The organism is Candidatus Kapaibacterium thiocyanatum, assembly GCA_001899175.1.
In the GTDB taxonomy this organism is placed as follows: domain Bacteria; phylum Bacteroidota; class Ignavibacteria; order Kapaibacteriales; family Kapaibacteriaceae; genus Kapaibacterium; species Kapaibacterium thiocyanatum.
Genome location: MKVH01000024.1, coordinates 170,753 through 192,828, shown reverse-complemented (window position 1 = coordinate 192,828; position 22,076 = coordinate 170,753). Strand labels below are relative to the sequence as shown.

The 22,076-nt window shown below is 59.0% G+C and carries 17 protein-coding genes and 1 tRNA gene; 8 read left to right on the top strand and 10 right to left on the bottom strand.

The annotated features are described in order from the left end of the window. Positions 1-13: 13 nt before the first annotated feature. The 5 genes from BGO89_09500 (at position 14) to BGO89_09480 (ending at position 5,049) form a co-directional block, all read left to right on the top strand. On the top strand, positions 14-1,318 hold the full coding sequence (locus BGO89_09500) for a hypothetical protein (GenBank protein OJX56759.1): 1,305 nt from the start codon (positions 14-16) through the stop codon (positions 1,316-1,318). Positions 1,319-1,362: 44 nt separating this feature from the next. Continuing rightward, positions 1,363-1,439: transfer RNA gene (locus BGO89_09495), tRNA-Arg, on the top strand. A gap of 312 nt (positions 1,440-1,751) precedes the next feature. After that, on the top strand, positions 1,752-2,669 hold the full coding sequence (locus BGO89_09490; protein OJX56758.1) for a hypothetical protein: 918 nt from the start codon (positions 1,752-1,754) through the stop codon (positions 2,667-2,669). A gap of 540 nt (positions 2,670-3,209) precedes the next feature. Then, the gene (locus tag BGO89_09485) at positions 3,210-4,115 is read left to right on the top strand and encodes a transcriptional regulator (protein ID OJX56757.1); all 906 of its coding nucleotides are present in this window, start codon (positions 3,210-3,212) and stop codon (positions 4,113-4,115) included. Positions 4,116-4,434: 319 nt separating this feature from the next. Then, positions 4,435-5,049 (top strand): hypothetical protein, encoded by a 615-nt coding sequence (locus tag BGO89_09480; protein ID OJX56756.1) that lies wholly within the window; start codon positions 4,435-4,437, stop codon positions 5,047-5,049. Positions 5,050-5,054: 5 nt separating this feature from the next. Here the strand turns inward: BGO89_09480 and BGO89_09475 are convergent, their stop codons facing one another. The 5 genes from BGO89_09475 to BGO89_09455 all read right to left on the bottom strand — a co-directional run bounded on the left by BGO89_09475 (position 5,055) and on the right by BGO89_09455 (position 10,723). Continuing rightward, positions 5,055-8,258: a hypothetical protein gene (locus BGO89_09475; GenBank protein ID OJX56755.1), complete on the bottom strand. Its 3,204-nt coding sequence runs from the start codon at positions 8,256-8,258 to the stop codon at positions 5,055-5,057. 48 nt (positions 8,259-8,306) lie between these two features. Further along, complete coding sequence (locus tag BGO89_09470) at positions 8,307-8,540, bottom strand: hypothetical protein (protein OJX56754.1); 234 nt, start codon at positions 8,538-8,540, stop codon at positions 8,307-8,309. An 8-nt stretch (positions 8,541-8,548) separates the two neighbouring features. Further along, complete coding sequence (locus tag BGO89_09465; GenBank protein ID OJX56753.1) at positions 8,549-9,715, bottom strand: hypothetical protein; 1,167 nt, start codon at positions 9,713-9,715, stop codon at positions 8,549-8,551. A gap of 4 nt (positions 9,716-9,719) precedes the next feature. Then, the gene (locus BGO89_09460) at positions 9,720-10,163 is read right to left on the bottom strand and encodes a hypothetical protein (protein OJX57339.1); all 444 of its coding nucleotides are present in this window, start codon (positions 10,161-10,163) and stop codon (positions 9,720-9,722) included. 296 nt (positions 10,164-10,459) lie between these two features. Then, positions 10,460-10,723 (bottom strand): hypothetical protein, encoded by a 264-nt coding sequence (locus BGO89_09455; GenBank protein OJX56752.1) that lies wholly within the window; start codon positions 10,721-10,723, stop codon positions 10,460-10,462. A 58-nt stretch (positions 10,724-10,781) separates the two neighbouring features. Between BGO89_09455 and BGO89_09450 the strand changes: the two genes are divergently transcribed. The 3 genes from BGO89_09450 (at position 10,782) to BGO89_09440 (ending at position 13,584) form a co-directional block, all read left to right on the top strand. Next, complete coding sequence (locus BGO89_09450) at positions 10,782-11,249, top strand: hypothetical protein (protein ID OJX56751.1); 468 nt, start codon at positions 10,782-10,784, stop codon at positions 11,247-11,249. Positions 11,250-11,316: 67 nt separating this feature from the next. Beyond that, entirely contained in the window at positions 11,317-11,889 is a 573-nt protein-coding gene (locus tag BGO89_09445; protein ID OJX56750.1) for a hypothetical protein, read from the top strand. A gap of 201 nt (positions 11,890-12,090) precedes the next feature. Next, entirely contained in the window at positions 12,091-13,584 is a 1,494-nt protein-coding gene (locus BGO89_09440; GenBank protein OJX56749.1) for a hypothetical protein, read from the top strand. A gap of 12 nt (positions 13,585-13,596) precedes the next feature. On the opposite strand, the gene BGO89_09435 is transcribed toward BGO89_09440, so the two are convergent. From BGO89_09435 to BGO89_09415, 5 genes are read right to left on the bottom strand one after another with little or no spacing between them, the layout of a single operon-like run. After that, entirely contained in the window at positions 13,597-14,466 is an 870-nt protein-coding gene (locus BGO89_09435; GenBank protein ID OJX56748.1) for a hypothetical protein, read from the bottom strand. Positions 14,467-14,480: 14 nt separating this feature from the next. After that, on the bottom strand, positions 14,481-16,928 hold the full coding sequence (locus BGO89_09430; protein OJX56747.1) for a hypothetical protein: 2,448 nt from the start codon (positions 16,926-16,928) through the stop codon (positions 14,481-14,483). After that, entirely contained in the window at positions 16,925-18,376 is a 1,452-nt protein-coding gene (locus BGO89_09425; GenBank protein OJX56746.1) for a hypothetical protein, read from the bottom strand. The genes BGO89_09430 and BGO89_09425 overlap by 4 nt, the downstream gene beginning before the upstream one ends. Beyond that, positions 18,373-19,770: a hypothetical protein gene (locus BGO89_09420; protein OJX56745.1), complete on the bottom strand. Its 1,398-nt coding sequence runs from the start codon at positions 19,768-19,770 to the stop codon at positions 18,373-18,375. Before BGO89_09420 ends, BGO89_09425 begins: the two co-directional genes overlap by 4 nt. Next, on the bottom strand, positions 19,770-22,025 hold the full coding sequence (locus BGO89_09415) for a hypothetical protein (protein OJX57338.1): 2,256 nt from the start codon (positions 22,023-22,025) through the stop codon (positions 19,770-19,772). The genes BGO89_09420 and BGO89_09415 overlap by 1 nt, the downstream gene beginning before the upstream one ends. Positions 22,026-22,076 lie beyond the last annotated feature (51 nt).

Below are 22,076 nucleotides of genomic sequence, written 5' to 3'. Positions count from 1 at the left end.
CGAATCCTATCGAATGCAACTATCTTCCCTTCTCGGCCATGCATCCGAGCTGGTGCGCATCGTACGCAAATCGCCCCAGCCCCCGGACGCCCTGGCCGCCGACTTCCTGCGCGCACGCAAGTACATCGGGAGCACGGAACGCCGCTTCCTCAGTGAACTCGTCTTCCATACGCTCCGCACCCTATCGCTCGCCGATGACGTCACAAGGCGATTCACCCTGCCCGACATCGTCCACGGCGCTCTCGCGCTTGCCTTGTCGGACACCATGCCGATCACGCTCTCCGAGGCCATGACGGCAGCATCGAAGACGACCGTCGCGGATCTTGACCAGCCGATGCAGGACGCCGTAGCATGGTGCCGTACCCATCTCGACATCCGGGCCAACGCCCCCGACGACATGTCCGACGCGACCTGGGCATGCACGCAGCCCTGGCTGCTCGATTCCATCGGCAACGACGGCGTGGACCTCTTCCGCAGCATGCTCGGTCCCGCCCCGTTGTGCCTGCGCGTCAATCTGCGCCACACCACACGTGACCGCGTCATGCACGAACTCGCGTCGATGGGTATCCAGGCCGAGGCAGGACGCTGGTCGCCGGCAGCCATCATCATCCGCCAACGCGTCAACCTGCTCCAGCACGCACTCTATCTCAACGGCATGATCGAGATTCAGGACGAGGGCAGCCAGCTCATCGGTTATGCCTGCGATCCGCATCCGAACGACGATGTTCTCGATGCCTGTGCAGGGGCGGGAGGCAAGACCGTACACCTTGCCGACCTTCAGAACGACAGTGGCCGCATCCTTTCCGCCGATATCGAGGGAGCACGCCTCAAGGAAATCTTCGGCCGTACCAGACGGGCAGGTGTGCGCAGCGTCGTCACACGTCTCGTCCATCTCACGCGCGGCCTCGACGTCAGCGACGCCCGTCGCGGCTTCGACGTCGTTCTCGTCGATGCACCGTGTTCGGGGATGGGAACCGTGCGTCGTCTTCCGATGGTCAAATGGCGGCTGACGCCGGAGCTGGCCAAACGTCATGCGGCCAAACAGCGCAAGATCCTCTCGACCTATGCACGGCATGTCGCCCAGGATGGCGTTCTCGTCTATGCCACCTGTTCCATTCTCCCTGCGGAGAATCGTCAGGTCGTCGAGGCTTTTCTTGCCGATCATCCGGAATTCGTCGAGGAGCCGCTCGCTCCCGTCCTGGCACGCCACGGCATCACGGTGGATGGACTGGACGGAACGTCGGGTATGCTCCAGGTCGATCCCTGGCATCACGGTACGGACGGCCTCTTCATGGCCCGACTGCGGAAGGTATCCTGAGACGGCGGGGTCGGACGGGTTTTCGTATCTTTGTGTCCTTCAATGGTCCCGTAGTTCAGCTGGATAGAACGTCAGCCTCCGAAGCTGAAAGTCAGCAGTTCGAATCTGCTCGGGACTACGATCAAGCCCATGACCCACATGGACTCATACGACAGGCCGGATCATCGCGATTCGGCCTGTTTCATTTTCACGATGGTAGGACCTCCGCTCATGGATGTGGCGGGCTCTTCAGGATACAGAACGGAACGATGAAGGGTCGATCACCGAATCCCCGGTCCGGACAGTGAACAAACAGCTCGGTCGAATGATCCGAACGGCCGAAACACCGGAAACAACCACCGGTTGTCGAAATACAACGGGAAGTAGCGCTGATACAACTGCCTGTAGCGTCATTACCACTTGGCGCGCCAATATCAAATCAGGAGGATATCACATGGTGGATACAGACTGGTATGTATTAGTCCTAGGCATTGAGAGCCTTGGGGGCCCCATCATTTTGTCTGATGGGCTTGAGATTAGGCCACTGGCATCAACATTGAGTGTATTTGATCTGGCGAATGCTGGTGCTTCTGGCTTTAAAGAATGGGCAGTACTTGAGCCTGTAACTTCGCTTTGTACAGTTGAAATTTTCTCTCGTCAACAGCAAGGCAGCACCACAGGATACGACACTCTGAATCGTGCCTGGCTTGCAACTACACTACTGCTCTTACGAGGATATAATAGGATTCATGGCATAGCATGCAGCAGCTACTCATGGAGCGCAATCGCAGGTAGTGCGCTTCGACCTAAATCCCTGTATGGCGATCAGAATAATGAAGCTTCATATAGGAGAGAGGAGAACCTGCCTAAATTTCAGGGCGGCCTTCTAGACTATCATCACCATTCTCTGCGCAACATTGAGCCTTGTAGAATAGACAGTAAAGACTCCGAATGGATCGCCATCCACTTTGAGTCTTGCGCTAGAATAGCATCAGAGAGCAATTCCTTCCGCTTCGCACTCGAAGCGGCGGAAGACTGGCGTTTTGCCAAGGAAAGTCGCTCGGCCGTCGCGAGAATCTGGTCAGGGATCGAGGCCATATTTGGCATTAGTAGTGAATTGGTGTATCGCGTGTCGCTCTATTCAGCAAGTTTACTGGTGGAACGAGGGGAAGCAAGAAAGACAAAGTTTGATAAAATTAAACGCTTGTATAGTCTGCGAAGCAAAGTCATTCATGGAGAACAGGTATCGGATGAAGATATTCACAAGTGCTTAACGGGCTCGTTCTATCTCCTTCGAGATCTCATCGTGTATTCGATAGAACAAGGTCGACATATCTCAGATCATGAGATTGATGACGCAGTCTTTGGGTAGTATTTGTACGGCCAAGCCCAGATAGTATTTGCCTGTGCCGTGTGGATCGGACGCAACCCAGCATTACTTCGATCTCGGCTTGTATGAATGCAGCAACTTCGGCACGATGACTTGTTAATGAGCCCAGCAATCCCGCGCCATCTTAACAGGATCGAGCGACGCCGATTGCCCGCTGGCTTTCAGGGGAGTACGAATGGCGCACCGCATCCACAACCTGTCGGAAAACACATGAGAAAGGGGCTGTCCGTATTCTATGGGCAGGCCCTTGATCGTTTCCCGGGCTTTCCCTTTTTCCACAATAGGAATATTGTACCCAGCCCTGTCCGTCGTAAATGAACAATATCACCGAATCCTCGGTCCGGACAGTGAAAAAACAGCTCGGTCGAATGATCCGAACGGCCGAAACACCGGAAACAACCACCGGTTGTCGAAATACAACGGGAAGTAGCGGCGATACAACTACCAGGAGCGGCGTAACCCCTTGGCGCGCCGATATCTTTGTGGCGTCGACACTACATCACCATATCGAGGACGACAACCATGGGAACGACCTTCATCGGCACCAGAATCGCCAACGCCAGGAAGAACAGGAACATCTCGCAGGCCCAGCTCGCCGAACACATGTTCGTCAGTCCGCAGGCAGTCGGGAAATGGGAACGCGGAGAATCGATTCCGGACCTCCTCACCTTCAATCGGCTCGCGGAAGTTCTGGGCGTGGATCTCAACTACTTTTCGGAGAACTTCCAATCGACGGCAACGGAAGCTCCGCCCGCCGAAACGGGAAGTACGCCACCGCCGGAACCACCGCCAGCCGGTCATGGAGACAGGCCGCGTTGGGACATGTCCCAGGGGAACTGGGCGAACGTGGACTTTTCCGGATTGAAGAATCTGCACGGACAGTTCAGCGCGTCCAACATGCAGCACTGCACGTTCATCGGTTCGGACCTGTCCGGACTGCTCCTGAAACGCAACAACGTGGACGCCTGCGACTTTTCGGGCTCGGACTTCGCGAACAGCCATATCCATAGTTCCAACGTCCACAAGGACGTATTCAAGGACTGCTCACTGAAGGGTACCCGGTTCACGGGGAGCAATGTCTATGCCTGCGACTTCACTGGTGCCGATCTGACCGGTGTGACCTTCGCTTCCAGTGGCTTCGAGAAGAACATCGTCGCACAGACCGTATGGAACCGGACCTCGTTCATCGAGACACAGCTCGTCGACATCGTGTTCGATGGCACCATGCAGGACTGCAGTTTCGAGAACTGCGTATGTACGAGAGTGACGTTCAGGAATGCCACGATCATCAATACGTTTTTCAAGAATGTCAACCTGAAGAAGGTGCAGTTCGTCGACTGCCGCGTGGACCGGATATCCTATGCATTCCTGAAGAACGGGAAGGCGGACATGAGCGGTATCACATTGTTGGCTGAGAACGCGGAGTGAATCCGGAGCTGCGGATCGGCACGACGATGATGAAGGAATGATCTCCGGCGTGTCTCCGGCAATCCGGGATGTGACAGCCTCGGAGGCATCGGACTTCCGGGGCCGTTCTTCTGAAAGGAACCCGCGACATGGCCTCGTGCTGCCACCCCTCCGTAACTTCTGGCATATCACTACCACGGATCAGCGATGCCCGGCGTAATGCCTTGCCATACTCCCGCGAGCCGTTCGAACGGCTTCGAACCTCGTGGAACCCGGTGCGATGAATGATCGGACCTCATACTCTATCGTTCGGTATGCATGGCGGCACGTCCTTTGCCCGGTGGTCCTTCTTCTCGTCGTCGCTTCCTGCAATGGACAGATCAAGACGAGTCCATCCGGAGACCCGGCGAAGATCACCCGAGCGACCATCGTACGGACGAAGGGCATCAGTTCCGGTGCTGTCATGTGTGCATTGCAGGACAAGGATGGAAATCTCTGGTTCCGCATCGACGGCGAAGGAGCCTATCGCTTCGACGGAACGTCCTTCGTCAACTTCACCACGACGGACGGTCTGTGCAGCGACAAGGTGAGCGCCATCATCCAGGACAAGGAAGGACGCTACCTGTTCGGTACGGACAAGGGTATCTGCGTCTATGATGGCAAGTCCTTCTCGGACCATCCCGCCACGAAGACGCTGCACGGTGCTGGCATAACCTGTCTTCTGGAGGACACGGACGGCAATCTCTGGTTCACCACGGAGAACGACGGGGTTTGGCGGTATGACGGGAAGTCGATCAGGAATTTCACGGAGAAGGATGGTCTTGTCGACGATGCCGCCATGAGCGCTCTCGAAGACAAGGATGGCAATCTCTGGTTCGGTACGAAATGGTTCGGCCTGAGTCGGTACGATGGCAAGACCTTCACGACATTCTCCCGGGAAGAAGCCGGAAACTGAGTTCATCAACTCCGTATCGATATCCCGTCGACGTCGGCGCCATCCGTGCGGTGCAGCTCCGCATGTTCCGTACTCAGCTCCATCGTATCCGTACCTCCGTACATCGCCGGATGGCCATAGTACCCGCCGATGACGCCATTCAAGGGCCGGACGTCCGTCACGAGAAGCCCTCGCCAGTTGGCCAGGGCATGGACCTTCGCCCGTACGATGAGAGCGGCATTACGCAGTTCGGAATAGAAGCGTTCCCGCATCTTCGGTGGCACCACGCATTGGACGAAGCCCGTCTCGTCCTCGATGGTAACGAACAGCACTCCATTGGCCGTCGGCGGGGACTGGCGCAGAATCACGATTCCAGCCGTCACGATCTCGCCCCCTTGCAGGCGGTAGCACGTACCGATCGATCGCACTTCCAGATCGTTCAGTGCCCTTCGGTACAGTGTCATGGGATGGATGCGTGCCGCGCCGTGCGTGACGTAGTCGGCAGCGAGACGTTCGGGTGCCGTCATGTGAGGCAGAACGGGAATGTCCTCGTCATCCACGAGCGGCAGATCGAACAGCGATTCCTGTCTTGCTTCACGTTCCTTGTCCCTGCGACGCACGGCGACGCCGGCTTCCCACAATGCGGTACGCGAGCCGTTGGAGATACCGTCCAGTGCACCGCTCATGGCGATGGCATCCATCGTATCCTTCGGAATGTCCGTACGCCTCACGAAGTCATCCACCGATGTGAACGGTCCCATGAGACGTGCCCACAGGATACTGCGCGCGATATCCGTCGTACAATGGGCGATAGCCGTCAGCGGCTTCCTGATCGCGAGCGATCCATCCTCGTCCCTCTCGAGTTCGTAGCGGAACCACGAGCGGTTGATGTCGGGTGTGCGCACTTCGACGCCGAGACGTCTGGCTTCCTCCTGCAGCGTCATCAGATTGTAGAATCCCGGGCGGCACTGCAGGAAGGCCGCCATGTATGCGGCGGGATGATGCTGTTTGAGCCAGGCACTCTGGAAGACCGTCTTGGCGAATGCCGCGGCGTGCGAACGACAGAAGCCGTATCCCGTGAAGACGCGGACCTTCTCCCAGATCCGCGCTGCAGCCTGATCGTCGACTCCCTGCGATGCGGCACCATGCATGAAGCGTTCCCGTACGTGTTCGATCGCCTCCATGTCCTTGTTCTTGCTGATCGTACTCCTCGCCTTCTCCGCATCGCGCAAGGGCATGGCGCCGACGGTATGGATGATTTCCAGTACCTGCTCCTGGAAGACGAGCACTCCGAGCGTGTCGCGCAGGATCGGCTCGAGGATGGGATGGAGATACGTCACGGGATCGAGGCCACGACGACGTCGTACGTATGGATTGACCGTGCCGCCCTGGAGTGGCCCCGGTCTGAAGAGTGCGATCTCCGTGAGGATGTCGAAGAAGTTCTCCGGCTGATGCTGTGCCAGCAGATGCATCTGACCTTGCGATTCCACCTGGAAGACGCCGAGCGTCTCGCCGGCCTGGAGCATGGTGTAGATATCGGGATCGTCGAGGGCGATCTCGTCGATGTCCACGGTCTTCCCTTCATGACGCTGGATGAGCTCCAGCGTTTCGGCGATACAGGCGAGCATACGCAGACCGAGCACGTCGAGCTTCACGAGGCCCATCTCCTCGATATCGTCCTTGTCGAACTGCGCGATACGTACGCCGTTGGCGGAGATCTGTACCGGCGTCAGCGTATGCAACGGACGATGCGAGAGAATCATGCCTCCGTTGTGTTGACCGAGATGACGCGGCCTGCGCATCAGGCGCTCGGCCACATGCAGGAGCGTTACGAGCAACGGTGAATCGCCGACGACGGCCACGAGCTCGTCACGATACCCGGCCGTCGGCTTTCGACGATGACCGGGCATGGCCTTCGACATCCGCACTACCGTCTCATGCGGCCACCCGAGAGCCTTCGCGACATCGCGAACGGCCATGCGAAGCGAGTAGGTCTGATACGTCGCCGTCATCGCCGTATGACTGATGCCGTAATGATTCTCGATCCATGCGATGACTTCATGCCTGCGTTCCGTATCGAAGTCGACGTCGATATCCGGCGTACCGACCCGTCCATGATGCAGGAATCGTTCGAACGTGAGCTTATGTTCCACCGGGTCGACTCCCGTGATGCCTAGGAGAAAGGCCACGATGGAGTTCGCCGCTGATCCACGCCCCGAGCATCTGATCCCCATTCCCTTGGCGGCATCGACGATCTGCGCGACGACGAGGAAGAAGTCCGCCAGCTCCATGTCCCGTATCACATCCAGCTCATGCTCCATCGTCGTGCGTTGCGCTTCGTATCCCCTGCCATCTCCGTATCTCTTGTGGAATGCCTCCTCGCAACGCTTCCGCAGAACGTCCGGCGCCGTTTCACCCGCCGACACCCCGGCTGCCGGCGGTGTGATCTCTTCACGAAGCACGTCCATCGAACATCGTTCCGCCAGCATCGCCACAGCCTCGAAGGCATCGGGGAACGGCAGGAGCTTCCTGAGCTCGTCTTCGGTCTTCAATCGTTGTTCATCATTGACAGGCCGATCGCGATGCGTGTCGAAGACCGTGATACCGTGCCGGATACAGGTCATGACGTCGTAGATGACGTAGTCATCGGCACATGCATACCGCACATCTCCACCGATGACGCACGGAAGCTCAAGTTCCCTGGCGATGGCATGCATGCGGGCCGCGATTCCTGTATCACCGGGCCTGCGGTGATGGATCAGTTCGACGTAGAGTTCGTCGGGAAAGACATCGCGCAGCTTCAGGAGCCATTCCTTCATGGCAGCGTTGTCGCGCCTGTGAGCATGGTGCCAGAGACGTCCGTCACGTCCTCCCGTGAGGCAGACGATATCGTCCCGGAACGCCCTGCAATCCTCCAGCGATACGACGGGATTGTCCCGATCCCGCTGCAGCGCTATCGTGAGCAGCGTACTGAGGTTGGCGTATCCATCCGCATTCCTGGCGATGAGAACCAGCGAAGCTCCTTCGACATCGACCTCGGCACCGATGATCGGCTTGATGCCTGCGCGACGGCAGGCCTGCTGGACCTGGACGGCACCGCTCATCCCCATCCGGTCGGTTACGCAAAGGAAGCCGTGTCCGAGTGCACGGGCACGCTCGGCCAGCTCCCTCGGCGACGAGCCACCGGAGAGGAAGGAGAAATGTGAATGGCAATGCAGCGCGCCGAACATGATTGTGCCCATCGATCGATGAATCAATGTGACACCCCCTGTCATCCGTCAGTCGTACAGTCTCGAAAGCATCCATCCATGCCTCGTGCGGAACACTTCCATGACGATGGTGGACGTTTCCAGAAGCAGATAGTATCGATGATCGTCCGTTCCGTCTTCCGACGCCCACCACGCCGTTCTCGACGTCCAGCGATCCAGTATGGAAGACACGTGATAGATCCCCCCGCGCCAATGCACGGCTATGGGTCGCGTTCCTTCGCACGACACGTCGATCTCTTCCATACAGAGCCTCATGCGGCCCCCCCGTCATGATCGTAGTACGAAAGGAGCGCTGCCCGTTCCGGCAGATAGGCATCGGCATCGACACGGACGATGCGCCGGAGCCCATGAGGATAGCGACGAAGGACGAGCGGAATCACGTCGTCGATGCATGGGCGTGGACGGAACATCGTCGCCTGCATCGCAGGAGGCTGAAGAAGCCCCATGAGCTTCAGACGGAGACCACTGCACCAGCGATCGGTATCGAGAAGATCCTGCAACAGCGTCCTCGCGGCCGTCATCAGGAACGTACTGCTCCACTGCACCTTCCCGGCGAGAATGCGTGACGACCGGACGATGACGTTATCCGCCCGATCCAGCATCTGCACTTCGATGGTCGTGGCATGGCGTCCTGCCAGTTCCGTCCATGCTTCCTCCACCATCATGGCCATGACGGGAAGCAATGCAGCAGGCTCCCGCTCCGGATCATCGAACCGCCCCAGCGCAACGACGGAAGGGGGTGGGCTGTAGACCGGCAGCTCGGTTCGATCGGGAACGCTATGCAGAAGATCGTGCAGGGTGTGCCCTTCCGTACCGAACTGGGCATGCAGATGCCGCCGCGTAAGATGCTGGACGTGAGCCATCGTGGAAAGACCGAAGAGGCGAAGGCGTTCCACCAGTTCATCCGAATATTCCAGTACACGCAGATTCGACGTATTCCATGTCGCCAGGAACTGCGCGGCTCCATCACGCGGAACCGTCATCGTTTTTCCGGGTTCGGCGATCACGGCGGCCAGCAGCGCCAGCGTCTGCGTCATCGCACGACCGCCTTGTCCGTACGTATCGTGCAGGATACCCCGTACCTGTACCGGACGATCCATACCACAGTAGATGAGGCCGAGCCGTGGAGCGATCATGAGCGGTGTGGTCTCATGCACACGCGCCAGTATCGTTTCCCATGTTGTCTGTTCCATCGCGGCATCGCGCTGGAGGATCAGGACGGATGGCTGCAACGCACGCGCGCGCGTCACGGTCATGCCGCATTCGATGCCCACGGCTCTCGCTTCCGGCGTGGATGCGATGATCGAACCATGGCGCTCGATCGCGATCATGTCATGACGCTCTCCACCCGACCGCAAGGCCAGCCGTGCAGCCAGTGCGGGATAGTGGGGAAAGATGATGGCGCAGAGCGACGACATGACATCACACACGCTTGATGCAATGATTGACGACGCCGACGATATGCAGATCCATATCGTCGGTGATCTCGATATCCCTGTATGCCGGATCGGGATTCTCGGCATGAAGGATATGCCGCGTTCCCTGGATCAGATACCGCTTCACGGTCAGCTCGCCATACACACGCGCGACGACGATCTGTCCGGACTTCACTTCCGCGGCCCGGTCGATGATGATCGTATCGCCATGACCGATCCCCGCACCGATCATCGAATGTCCGTTCACGTGCATGAGATAACTGTCCAGCGGATGCTGCAGCAGCATTTCGGCGAGGTCGATCTCCCGCTCGATCACGTCATCGGACTCCGTAGGCGCTCCGGCACTCACTCCCGTGCGCAGTAACGGAAGGCGTACGGATCGACGGAGCGGCCCTTCCTCCGCGGTCGGACTTCCCTCACCCGTCAGCATCCAGTGGCTGCTGATGCCATGATCGGACGTCAGTCGCGCCAGCACACCCGGCAACACGGCACTACGGCCGCTTTCCCATGATCGAACCGTACTGGCGGCCACCCCCATGGAAGCCGCATACTGCTCGCGGCTCTGCGCGAGAATCGCCTTTCGGACATGCCGATGACGAGCACCAAGTTCGGAAGCATTCATCTCTATCACCATACAATGGATACATATGTATCAATTCATGGCGCAATATACATTCCAAATGACTTTTTTGATACGTACGTATCAATTTCCGGCAAGAATCGGGCTCATTCCGAACGATCCTTCGCAGCTTCACTGCAATACGTCATAGGAGCATCGGCAAGATTGCAGGCCTTACGTGACCGGACCCTGCCATTGATAGTGTCGATCTCATGCAGTGATACGACGTCATGCACGTCGCCGTCGATCGATCCGGTTGAGTCCCTCGACCTCGGCCGTCGTTTGAAGAGCAGGCCGCCTTGATTCCATTCGCCATCATCGATCCCGATCAGAACGCCCTTGCCTGCCGGGAATTCGCGGCGGTTCGGCATCCCTGAAGTATCTTCGGCGGTTCCCTGTCACATCATCCATACTACATCGAGTGCACCCATGAATCCGACCATCGTCCAGCTCGAACCCATGAGCCTCCGCGGCCTGGCACGACAGTTCACACCGGAAACGAAACAGGAAATCATGCAGCTATGGGCCGACGCCGTCCCCCTCCTGCACACGACACCGGGCTTCACCGGCGACGTCGTCTATGGCGTGACGATCGATATGGCCATGAACGACGGAAAGATGGAGTCGTTCGACTACATGCCGGCCATGCAGGTACAGCCGGGATCGGCAGCACCGGAATGGTCCACCACCGTCGACGTTCCCGCAGGAAAGTACGCCGTCTTCACCTTCGACGGCCATATCAGCGGCTTCCCGGCATGGATCATGAAGGTATGGACCGAAGGCCTGGCAGCCAATGGACTCAAGCACAGGATGGCCCCTGACTTCGAACGCTATGACAGCCGGTGGAATCCGGAAACGTCGTCAGGTCCGGTAGACTACTATATCCCTGTCGAATGACGAGGATCGGCGACATCTGTCTCCACCGGAGAGCCCTCGGAATTTCCATCATCATCCCAGTTCGATCATGCGCAGAATCATCCTGTCGGAGATGACGACGCTCGATGGCTATTTCGCCCGCCGCGACGGCAGTATCGACTGGCATATCGTCGATGACGATTTCAACACCTATGCCATCGACCTTCTCGAACGGGTCGATACCATCCTGCTCGGTCGCAAGACCTATGAACTGTTCATCCAGTTCTGGCCGGCGGCGCACGACAATCCGGTGATGACACCGTCCGACCTCGTCATCGCCGATCATCTCAACGCGGCAGAGAAGATCGTCTTCTCGAGGACCCTCGATCATGCGGACTGGAAGAACACGACCGTCCATCGCTCCATCGATGCGAACGAACTCCGTCGGTTGAAGGAACGCCCCGGCAAGGATCTCATTCTCTATGGAAGTGCGAGTCTCGTTCCGGACTTCGTAAAGAACGGCCTCATCGACGAGTATCATCTCTTCGTCTGTCCGCTGATCCTCGGCGATGGCCTTCCCTTGTTCGATCGCATGACGACAGGAGATCTTCCCTTGACCTTCCAGAATACCCGGACATTCAGTTCCGGCGTCGTCGCGATGGCATACATGGCCGGAGCGTAATCCTTCATGACGATACTCCGTCACGTCCATTCGATCCGGACATGACGGAGTATCGTCATGGCGACGGGCTGGCCCTCACCCACTACCGACACTCGTGCACTCTCACTACGGGTGCCGATGGAAGCTTCCCGCTCGATCGGTCGCATGTAGCACCTCGTTGCTATCTTCCTGCATCGGCAGTCAACGAATCGAACGGCATCGATGCAGCACTTCGACATCACTCTCGATCAGCACGCGCCCTTCATCGAAGGAGGAGGAATCGTCGTCGGCATCATGTTCGATCCACGAACGAAGCGACGTATCCAGCCGGACGAGGCAGTGAGGATGGTCAACGAACGGAAGTCTCTGGACGTCGATGGCCACTACGCCGGTATCGCCGTCGTCGACGGTCGCATCGTGGAACTCGTGGATCCGTACGAACTCCGTCGACTGTACAGGATGACCTTGCCCGACGGCAGAATCAGATACATGACGAGGCTGCCCGGATCCTCGCCGCAGGGATCACTCGACCTGCGCGTACTCGCCAATGCATGGATGCCGGTCATGGGATTCACGCACTCGTCGATGGTCGAGGGCATCGAACGCTGTCTCCCATCTCCCGACCCGTTGCACTCCACAAGCCGCACGTCGACCGAACGGAGGAACGACCTCACCCCGTCGCTCGACGGCTTTCCCGACAGTGTCCTGGCCCTTTCGGGTGGATTCGATTCACGGACCCTCCTGGCCTGGTCCATCCGCGAAGGGGTCGATATCTCGACAACGAGTTACGGTTCGATGGATATGCCCGACTGCTCGACGGCATCCGATGTGGCATCGCGAGCGGGTGTGCGGCATACCTTCTTCGACGTCGCCACCGTCGTCGATCGGATGAGCATCGACGACATGCAGTCCATTGCCCGACATACGGCACTGGCTTCCGAAGGGACATATCATTTCGCCCATGCGATGGTGCTGCCTTCCATCGCGTCGATCCTGCCGCCCGGCGGCATCCTCATCGATGGAGGCTTCGGTGGCTTCCTGCGTGGAGGACTCGCGAACGGCCTGCGGTACCAGGGCCGTGCGGCTCTCCATTCGGGAGACGCACGACGTATCCTTCCCTACCTCATGGCACGCTCGAACGACGTCTTCGTCGATGATGTCGCACGGCGTATGACGGACATGGTGACGGAGGACCTGCAGCGTGCGCTCGACGAGCAAGGCCCGTGTACCAAAGGATCCGAACGTGAGTGGATCGACAACTTCTTCGCCTCGTGGTATCTGCACGGCTACGTCGCCAGTCCGCAAGGCGTCTACGACCACTATCTCGATTCCACGATTCCCTTCCTGCACCGCTCGGTCGTCGATTGGGTATTCTCGCGACCCGCTTCCTTCAGGGATCATGGCCGATGGTTCCGATCCGTCATTTCCGCGTCCGCTCCACGAACGACGTCCGTACCCTTCGTCGGCAAACGCTCTCTCTATCCCTGGTTCTGTGCGGGAAGACCGTTGATGAATGCCCTTCATTCGAAGATTTCACGAACGCGCTTCGTCCAGTCGGATACGATCAGCGACGTCGTCTACGGGAAGATGAAAGAACCCGTCGACGATCTTCTCCATTCATCGTGGGTCGGCCAGCTCGGTATCTGGGATATCGGCAATCTTCGGTCGGCGGCGGATAAGCTCGCCGTCTACGGCTATCTGCAATTGATCACGTAGAAGTGGCGACGATCATCTCCGCGTTGCTTCCACCTTCACCACCGCCTCCGTACGTATCACGTCACCACGCTCGCAGCATGCCCTGATGTGTGCGATGATGGACGTCCGCTCGTCATCCGGAAGGACATTCAGTATCGAAGCGATGGACGGTGCTCCATCGAAGGGGGCTTGCACGAGCAGGAGGTCCGGCGAAGCATGTATACGATGTTCGACGATATGCGGTACGATCCTGACGTCCTGCCAGTGTTCGTCGCCATACAGGCGCTCGATATCGGATACGGCGAAGCGGGCCGGTGCACGATCGAGATACGTTGCGGGTCCGTTCGGGAACAGATGCCTCAGGAGACGCAGACCGGCCTCACCAGCTTCCACGAGCGACACCCCCATCCAGCTCTGCGGATATTGTCGCAACGCATGGCCATGCAGAGGCTCGAGAGCGGTGAAGTGTCCACCCCGCCGAAGAACCCGTGCGATCTCGTCGAGAGACGTTCCCGTATCATCGACATAGGCGAGCACTGCACGCGATGTCACCAGATCCATACTGGCATCGTCGATGGACTCCAGTGAAGGCAGGGCCTCACCCATAAGGGACCAGCGATTCTCGTCGGCAGCTTCACCAAGCCAGACGGCCGTCTGGAACATGCGCTGCATGTCGGGTTCGGTTCCCGTGATATGCGCGTCCGGAAATGCATCGAGAAGATGGGCCATCATCAGGCCTTCACCGGAGCCGACGTCGAGGATGTTCTTCACGTCGTGATTCCGCACTCCCGCCAGCATCTCCTCGGCCTGCCGGTGATAGGGAACGAACGTCGACGCATCCACGCCCACGTTACCGTATCGTGCGATCATCATCGCCGTCCATCGGGCGATACCGGGGCTCATGGTCCTCCCCCCGTTCATATCGTGACGCGTTCGTTACGAACCGATGCGGCGACCGCAAGACGCACGATGGCGGCGAGACCGTTCACTGCGGAAAGGTCGAACCTCTCCGGCAATTGCCGTTCCGGGAACCAGCGTCCATGTTCGGCGAAGATGGCGACCCGATCGGCCAGATCGAAGTCCGGCATCGGGAACGACCTCGTTCGACCATACCTGCCATCGGTGAGGATCGCCAGTCCATGTTCCAGTGCCGGCAACCCTTCCAGCGGATCTTGCACCCATGCAGGCAGGGCGGCACCCGATCGCATGATCGCATTGGCGGATCCCATCTCACGCATCGCCTGTTGCGTCACGCATGAGATGATGGCATCGACGTCTCCGATATCCGCAACGGCACGGGCTTCGTGCAGAGCGATAGCTATACCGAGTGAACCGAGGAGCGTCGGCCTCAGTACTTCGATGGACGTCGTGGCCAGCATGGCATGGCGAACGGCACCGATCCACGCATAACGCCCATCACGCCGGATCGTAAGATCGACGAGTCGGCGCGCTACCGTATGAATGATCCCGACAGGATCGAACGCCTCTACGGCAACGTCGACCATCAGGGGACGGTCTTCCCTTCCCCCTGCACCGATCGCGATCGAAGCGCGGAGAACGTCGCGACGGAACTCCGGATCGATGGGATGTTCCACTCTCTCGATGCATCGGCGAAGCGGTGCACCGTCGTAGACGGTGCCAAGCGACGACCCTTCCGACGTCCTGACGCCGGAGTCACCGACGGGAGTCAGGAAGTACGGTATATCGAGAATGCGGAGCTGTTCTATTTCGGAGAGGATGATGGCGTGCTCGACGGAGCCGGGTTTCGTCGTTCCGGTCGCCACCTTTACAAGACGATTCAGCGATGCATCCCTGTCCCAGGCCGAGAGCAGGGCCGCACTCGTCGTCGAAGCCTGCAGTATGCGCTGACATGTCCACGTATCGCGGTGAATGGAACGGACCGGAATATCGGGATCGACGGCTAGCACCCATTCATGAACCACAGCATGCAGTGGTCCTGCAAGAAGATCATCCATCCGTGCATAGCCGCGTTCGACGTGATCGTGCCATCGACGCACGTCGACGTGCAGACCGTCGAACACCGGTACGTAGTCGGGATGTTCGAACGTCACATGTCCATCGGAGCCGGTTTCCACTTCTCCCGTCAGCTCCGCACGTGCCTTGAACGGCGTGCGGAACGGACGCAGTGGTGTGAGAGCACCCATGTCTTCCGCAGGACGTCCTTCGCCGACGGGAAACGACATCACGACGAGCCCTGTCGACAACGACGACTCATCCAGCATGTGCTGCGCATATCGCTCGGCGGCATCGATGCCGGCGTCGGCGGACATTCTCGGTTGCAGCACCATCTCCATGTCGATCACCGCAGGCCACGATGCCGAGGCCACCACGTTGTCGAGCCACAGGTCACGGGCTTCCAGATGTTCATACATGCACACCATGGCGCCGAAACGCTCGTAGTACAAGGCTACGTCGTCGAGACTCGCACATGGTGCCGTCGTGACGAATCCTTCCCATGCATAGCCGGGTCGTAGAACCATGGGCCGTATGTGCAGCAGAGGCTCATCGGCGGCGGCATTCAAACGTTCGAACAGATCGAGCGTACGCTCGACTATACGAAGATCCTTCGGCTTGTACGCGCACCTGCGATCTCCATCGAACGTCATGAGGGCCACGGATCGTCCATGGTCATGAAGGTCGCCTGCGTCGAGAGAGACCCGCAGGAGTTCGGCAGGAACGCCGGTTCCCGGCCACAACTCGACAAGAGCCTCCGCATCCGATGCGAGCCGTGACAACAGTTCGGCCACGTACTCGAGCCAGTGCGTGACGAGTGTCCCTGCGACGTGCGCCAGCATCGGCAGGCGCTCGACCATATCCGGCCATGTCGTTTCGTCGGCGGCATAGGGCGTGGATGCAGGCATACCGAGTGCGGTACATGTAGCCTTCCATGCGGCGAGCTCATCGGCGACGACACTTGCCAGCGTCATGATCGCACGTCGATGCAGGCCACGGAGCATATCCATCCTGGCACCATGCGTGATCGCGACGGGATGATCCGCACACATCCCATCGAGCAACGATGCGGCATAGGCCACGACCGGTGACAGCATCGCAGCGGTCGCGCGATGTTCGGGTAGTCCTTCGTCGAGAAAACGGTCTTCCAGGGGAGCGGTGTTCAACACTCCGTTCGCATGTCGGATCCATGAAGGCAAGGCCGGATGGTTCGCGATGATATGACCATCATGGAACCACCTCGAATCGACACTCCCCCCGAACCATGTATCGTCCAGACCATACGACCAGGTCCGACGTCGGTCGTTCACGACCTCGTCAGACGTCGGAACGACGACATACCATTCCTCGGAACGCTGCCGTGGTGGTACCGATCTGTCGAGCGGCGTCATACCCTCACCGGCTCGATGAGAACACCCAGCTTCCACAGTCCATCGATGGCGTCGCTCACCCATGCGGCATCGACCGACGATGATGTTGCAACGGTCCGGATCACATCCGCGCGATTGCAGGTGCCTTGACGAAGCGTATTCACCAAGGCATCCATCGCTTCGACGTTTCCGTGATGAGCCCTTCTCGCCTTCCCTCCGATCCGCCCCGTCACGACGAGGGCATCGTCGTCGATCTGCGTATTGACCCATGACGGTATCGCACAGATGTCATCATCGGCAAGAACCAGGCGTCGGCCTCGCGCCACGACGTCGGCGACCGTTGCGGGAATGTCGTCCGCGGACGTGAACTCCACCTGGGCGAACGTGATATAGCCGAGAGGATGGGCATCGTCGGCAGTCACGGGAGCGATGAGGGAAATGGTACGGTCCACCGTATTCACGAGGAAGCCCGTGACGCAGGCAATGGAGCCGTGAGCATGCGTGTCGTCGTTCAGATAGTCCTTCACGGACTCGTACCACGGTGCCCGACGCAGCTTGGCGCGTTGTTCCACGGCAGCTTCGGGATGGGCCTGCAGGTAGTCCCTGTATCGTCCGGCCACACCATAGGCATAGTCGGCTTCCCTGTTCAGGGGCAGGCATTCCGCAAGAGCGAGTTCTTCCGGCGTATACGTCGCGTGGATACGATCCATCAGCGACGTGGTCAGGACGGAGAACCGCGTGAGCCAGCTTCCGTGTTTCGCCGCGAGGTCGAGCAGATTCTTGATACGCTCGGGATGCTTGTGCGCCACGGCCGTCGTCGTCGGCGGGAAGGTACCCGTGATCGTATGGAAGTCCACGCAGTACTGTTCGTAGTCGGGATTGTCCATCGGCTCCGTACCCCAGTAGAGGAAACCGGAATCGACGGCGGCACCGAGTTCGTTCTGAAGCGCCGTGATGAGTGCGTGGAACGTTTCGCGTCCACCGCTATGGTAGTCGAGTGGAACGGATTTCTTGTCCGGACTCAACGCACAGAACCAGCATCCGACACTGCATCCCTTGTTGAGTTCGACGGCAAGCGAGGAGTGGATGTTCTGCATCGCATGATGGGGGCCGAGGTCGAGCACCTGACGATTGATCTGGCGCACGCGCCACTGCTGCCATGCGGCATCTGCAGGTTGGCAATGTTCGTGATAGAATCTGTTCGTCCACATCATCTTGAGATAGGCGAGCGTCTGCAACCGATCGAAGACTGCCGACGTTCCACCGGCGACGATGGCGTTGAGCTCTTCCGTATCGAGACGCAGTCCCCTGGCCTCGAGCGTTCCTTCCATGTCGTCCGTGAGCGCCTGACGGAACGTCGGATCGGAACTCCACTTCTCGAGAAAACGTTTCTCATGGGCAAGCTCGCGCAACGCCTCATGATAGGCTTCCATCGTCATGGCCGCGGACAGGTCGTGTGTGATCGTCATGGTGTTTCCTCCTCGACAGGTATTCCGAGCAACATCTCTCCTACGGATCCTTCCACAAAGGGATCGACGCCGGCCAACGACGAGAACGTCATCGTATCACCGTTACCGAGCGCACATATGCCAAGGTTCATGTCCGTAGCGACGAGATAGAATAATTCGTAGATCACGCCGACATGCTTGAGAATGGCCGCATAGGCCATGGCTTCGTACTTCCACATGATGCGGGTGAACCGCGCACCGAGCGTCATGAGGACCGGTGGTGGCACGCTCGTCCCCGATGCCTGCATCGCACGATACCACATGATGTCGAAACGGGAATCGACATCCGCACAATGGACGAGGGCATGCCTCGCACCGTCGTATCGCCAGAATCCGGGAGCCACTCCCTCCACGTTACGGATCGTGAGATAGACGTCGATCTCGTGGGCGGCGCCGCCGCTCGGGACCGGCCGCCTGCGCAGTTCGAACGGTATGGACGTACCATCCGGCGACGCTACGTCCATCGTCATACGTCCCGTTTCACGCACGGTGCGCCACAGCAACGTACCGAGCTGTTCGAGCGTCATCGGTCGTTGCGAGAAGGTCCGAACCGAACGACGCGTAGAGACGATATCTTCGAGAGATCGTGAGGTCACGGTGGTCGGCACCGGCAGCGACACCAGTCGTTCGTTCGGATCGTACGGTCTGTCCACACCCGGCGGATCGATGCGGCCCACATGACGGAACACTCCCCCGCTGGCGCGCGTATGACGGCCGAATCTGCTGCGGAAATGGAAGAGCATATCGGTAGTGGACCACTGGGCAAGCGTCGCATCGTCATCTTCACCGACGCGCAGGATACCAGTCTGGTACAGCAACGATGTCAGCAACCGGTCGTCATCGTCGGTCGCAAGGATACGCGATGCCTGCATCCACGACGTACAACGTTCGAGCAACGACGGGTCGAACACTTCCACACGTGCAGACGCTATCGGAGATTCGATCAGCACATGTCCACCTTCACGACGCATCGTCACGAATCGTGACCATCGGGCTTCGGAGGGCGGTACGTCGGCCGTGGCATCCACCATGAAGTCTGCCGCCATCGGGACGATCGTCGCATACAGGGCATCGCCGTCGACGATATCGACCTGGAGAACCATGGCCTTGCACAGCCGCTGAACGACTTCGTAGTATTTCGCGAGATCATCGGGTGATGACGTCGCCAACGTGTCTTCAACGATACGCGGATCTTCGCCGTCCCTCAGGACGCTCACCAGTGTATGGACGAGGGTTTCGCCTGCATTCTTCAGTTCGAGGCGCAGGAACTGCGTCACCAGTTGAAGCGCTCCGTCGACAACGTCGATCGATGCTGCTTCGGCAGGAAGGAGGCGGAATCGGGGACGTAGTGACATCAGATGAACATCGCTATTGGGTTCAGATCCATTTCGGCCGTGGGTGCGGCCAGACGGCCCGTAGCGACAGGTACGTCATACAGACGTCCCGGTGCGAACCGGGCCCAGAAGTGCCGGAGCCCCGGCACGATGACCTTCACGACAGGCATGCCGACGTCCGGTCTCGTCTGGTCATGGACGAGAAACTCGAGACCACGGCGCTCGACGATATCACGTGCCATCATGATATCTTCTCGTAGATCCGTCGTCTGTGGCACGGAATAGTCCTCACGCTTCGTCGCCGCCAGTCGTGCATCGGGCACGATATAGGGCTGGTTGGTTATCGTAGCCGTGCGCCACCAGTCGATCGCCTGCGGATCGTCGAAGGCATATTCCTGTCCGTTGGGTCCGGGCTGGATGCCGGGCATCATCTGATTGAGTTCCGTGAGCGCACGAAGCAATGCGATGCGGGGATCGATATGCGCCCCGGGTGCGAACGTGATATTCTCACGCGGACCCTTGGCATCACGACTGAAGGCCATGAATACGGGAATTCCGAGATCGTTCGTGACGTCCAGCACCCAGAGCTCGCGTCCGAGTTCATGCTGACGTCTGCGCATGGCATGCACATAGGGATCATCGTACGATGCGAGATCGACACCTGGCTGACGCGTCCTGTTATACCACCACGTGGCCACGGCATCGCGTTCGACCAGTTCGAGAAAGCCCTGCAGGATGGCTTCCTCCCTCGTAGCACCCGTCGAGGCGCCATTCGAATCCGGTATGTAGTAGAATTCGTTCGCTGCCTTCGGATAGCTGTAGTAGAGCTGGCCCGTCGGCAGCCAGCGGGGACAGTCGTTGGTGAGGGACCATACGGGCGACCACGACATGCGCACCGTCGGATCCATGCGATACGGCACGATGGCGAACTTGTGATCGCGTCCTAACCATATATCCCGTTCGTCGAACTGGCGATCCGAGAAGCGCATGAGATCGTTGGGATGCAGTGCTTCACCACCGAGCTCTTCCATCGTCGCTTCGCGCACGTATTCGTCACCACGATAGACACCGCTGTAGCGTTCGATGGCTTCACACAATCCGCTCACGCGAGCCTGGATATCCGTCGTTCCCTTGCCGCAGCTCGCACTCCGCAGTTCACGACGGAGGTTGTCGAATGAACCGTATTTCGTAGCCATGTTCTGGCCGGAGAGATAGACGTGCTGTACCGCGTCGGACGGATCGGTGATGCGCTCAAGCATGGAGACCACGCCGCTGACATTACTGACGTGGTGCCTGTACCGCTCGTAGATCTGTTCCGGAGTCGAGCTCCGGTACCCTGCGTCCGTCGCCGACATGCGGGGCGATGGCGCGAGTTCTACACGGTCGGGACCGTGCAGGACCGACGCACCTTCACCGCAGGCGGGACATTGCGGACGCCGCACCACTGCATGACGATGCTGATCGCCACCGATCATATCCATCGACAGTATCGTACCGAGCAGGGGCGACCTGTCTGTGAGGAACCACAGCGTCAGTGCCGAAGCGATACGACCGGTCGCCAGATCCATGAAACCCGGCAGCTCAACGCGCTCGGGGAACGGGAAGTGTTCCGGTGCATGCTGACCGAGGAACATGTCGAGATCGCGGTTATGACGCTGACGCTCGGCCAGGCATTCCCAGCAGGCCGTGGCACCGGGTACGATGAGTGGACCGACCATGGGATCGAGGCCGTTCGGACGCACCATGACCCATGGCTTCCCACGTTGCAGATGATCACGATTGATAGCATCGAGTCCGGAACTCAGGTAGTCGTCGGTCACGACCACCGTGACATCGGCCCGCTCCGCCTCCTCGATCGTCCGCAGACCGTTACGTGATAACCCATCCTTCAGCATGTCGATGTCGACGTCACCGACGGCAACGACATGAACCGTGCGATCGAGTACTCGTTCGGATACCTGGGCGGTGCGTACTCCAACCGATGTGGCGACGGCTGCAAGCGATATCGGAACATCGGGCGCATTCTCTTCCAGATAGCCTTTCTGCTCCAGCTGGAAGATCAGCGTATAGACCGTCGTCGGATCGATGTCGGGCTGGCGTTCGATCACGGCATCGACGATATCGTCGACCGTGTGGACACCATCGATCATCGGAACGATGACGGGCCATAGGGAATGAGGCATGCGCGTCTTCAGCATTCCACCGGTAAGGACGAGATCGTGTGGTGGAATGAGATGGACGTGCAGATGTGGGGCGAATCGGGGACGTTCTATCATGACGTTGACCATCGAAAGAATTGGAATGCCGGACTTGACAACAGGATCCGA